The organism is Vibrio sp. 10N.222.46.A1 (assembly GCF_041473595.1).
In the GTDB taxonomy this organism is placed as follows: Bacteria; Pseudomonadota; Gammaproteobacteria; order Enterobacterales; family Vibrionaceae; genus Vibrio; species Vibrio tasmaniensis_A.
Genome location: NZ_JBFRSN010001361.1, coordinates 1 through 2,509, shown reverse-complemented (window position 1 = coordinate 2,509; position 2,509 = coordinate 1). Strand labels below are relative to the sequence as shown.

Here is a 2,509-nt window from a genome sequence, read left to right as displayed (position 1 = left end):
AAAAGTCAAGTAACGAAAGTAAAATCGAACGAGCTAGATACCCTTCCACTGCCCGTTTTAATTGAAATCGACAATAGTTGGAAAGTGCTCACAAAATCAGCGGACGGTTCCTCTCTTTTATATGATCCAGCCACTCAATTGGAGCAGCAGAGTGAGCTTAGTCCGAGTAGTCACTCATCAACGTACAAGGTAATGTTGGTCGCGGATGAAAGACTAAGTAGCAAAGAAGTGAAATTTGGCCTTAGCTGGTTTGCCCCCTCTATTTGGCGTCAAAAGAGCCAAATGCGAGATGTGTTTATTTATGCTATTGCCCTTCAAATATTCGCACTGGTGAGCCCGATGTTGTTTGAAAATGTCATCGACAAAGTGCTAGTCGGTCGCAGCTTGTCCAGTTTACATGTGCTCGCCATAGCGATGCTTGCTCTTGCCATTGCAGAGCCAGCATACAGTTACTTGCGCAATACCGTATTTGGCCACCTCGCAAGTCAAGTAAATGCAGAGCTATCAGGACGCCTTTATCGCCATTTAGTCGGCCTCCCCCTCAATTATTTCAAGCAGCGTCAGACAGGACAAATCATTGCTCGAGTTCGTGAAATGGCGCAAATTCGCCAGTTTTTGACCGGTTCGACGTTGATGTTATTGCTCGATCTCATTTTTGTTACCGTCTTTCTTGCTGTTATGTTCCATTATGCCAAGACTCTGACTTGGCTAGTAATCGGCTCACTTTTTATCTATTTCTTACTTTGGCTTATTGCTGGTCCAATCATAAGAAAAAAAGTGGAATCAGAATACGAATCGGATGCCGATGCCACGACCTTTCTAACGGAAGCAGTAACAGGCATTGAAACCATTAAAACCACAGCGACTGAACATCGATTTTTACATCAATGGCAACATATCCTCAGCCAACAACTAAACCGTAGCTTTGATGCTCAAAAATCAGGACTCATTGCAGGGCAAGGCATCGGGCTGATACAGAAACTGACTGCGGCACTGCTCCTGTGGTGGGGAGTCAGCGAAGTACTTAACGGTGAGCTCACACCCGGACAATTGGTGGCCTTCAATATGTTGGCCGGCCACGTGACTCAGCCGGTACTTCGACTTGCGCAAATTTGGCAAGACTTCCAACATACTCTTATTGCACTAAAGCGAGTGGGCGATATTCTTGATGAACCAAAAGAAAATGGTAAACAAGGGTTAGCTTCTGTTCCTGAACTCAATGGAGGCATCGAATTTAGTAACATTCGCTTTCGTTATCACGAAGACTCTCCCGAAGTGTTGGCCAACTTATCGTTAGAAATAAAACCGGGCCAGTTTATCGGCATCACCGGGCCATCAGGCTCAGGAAAAAGTACCATCACCCGGCTATTGCAACGTTTGTATGTCCCTCAACATGGTCAAGTATTGGTAGACGGTATGGATCTCGCGATAGCCGACCCAATTTCGCTACGTCGCAACATGAGTGTGGTATTACAAGAAAGTATTCTTTTTTCTGGGAGCGTTGCAGAGAATATCCGCCTAAGTCAGCCTCAAGCTACTGATGAGGAAATACGCAATGCTGCGCAGCTTGCCGGTGCTTTGGAATTCATTGAAGGACTTCCCCACGGGTTTAATCAGCCCGTTGGGGAAAAAGGGGGCTCTCTATCTGGCGGCCAGCGTCAACGTATTGCGTTAGCAAGAGCCCTACTCGTTAACCCTAGGATTTTACTGCTTGATGAAGCAACGTCAGCACTCGATTACAACTCTGAAGCTGCCATCATGAGCAACATGAAAGAGATTTGTAGAGATAGAACCGTAATTAGCATCGCACACCGCCTTAACACCATTCGTCATGCGGATAATATTCTTGTTCTTGATAAAGGCCAAGTTTGTGAAAGTGGGACTCACGATGAACTGGTTGAGAAGGAAGGTCTTTATGCAAAATTATGGAAGCAACAAATTGGCGGCTGATTTATAAATTGAAATCTACGTTGTTATAAGAAATATGGATGGTGTGAGCTTTAACCATTGACATTCACTCAACCCAAAAAGTGTGTGTTGACACACTTTTTGAGCCTTTATTATGTCTTCTCGAAAATCAAAAAACGGCTTTTTCACCTTGGAACGGCGTTGTTGCCTAAATCAGTTGAACCTTTTTCGAGTCTTGCGATCTGATCCTTTATGATGGTTAGAGCGGTGGTGACATGGGTAAGGCAAAAAAGAAGATAACTAACTGGGCGGAGTACAATAAGGCTCTGTGCAAACGGGGCTCGGTTACGTTCTGGATAGATGATTCAGCCGTAGATGCATGGCGATGCAAAGCCCATCATGGTAAGCGTGGTAGAGGCTTCCAGTACTCTGATACAGCGATTGAAACTGCATTGATGATTAAGGGGATATTCTCTCTACCATTGCGGGCTCTTCAAGGTTTTATCGACTCTATCTTTGAGCTACTAGAGGTTCCACTGACGCCCCCTGACTACACGTGTATCAGCAAACGCTCGAAGACAGTTCAGGTCAAATATCGTAA

At 45.0% G+C, this 2,509-nt stretch carries 2 protein-coding genes; both read left to right on the top strand.

Going from position 1 to position 2,509, the window contains the following annotated elements; all coding sequences use genetic code 11:
- A partial coding sequence (locus AB4496_RS26615; protein ID WP_372132906.1) for a type I secretion system permease/ATPase occupies positions 1-1,950 on the top strand: 1,950 nt, incomplete at its 5' end.
- A gap of 233 nt (positions 1,951-2,183) precedes the next feature.
- Positions 2,184-2,509, top strand: a 326-nt coding sequence (locus AB4496_RS26610; protein ID WP_372132903.1) for a transposase, incomplete at its 3' end; no start/stop codon positions are given.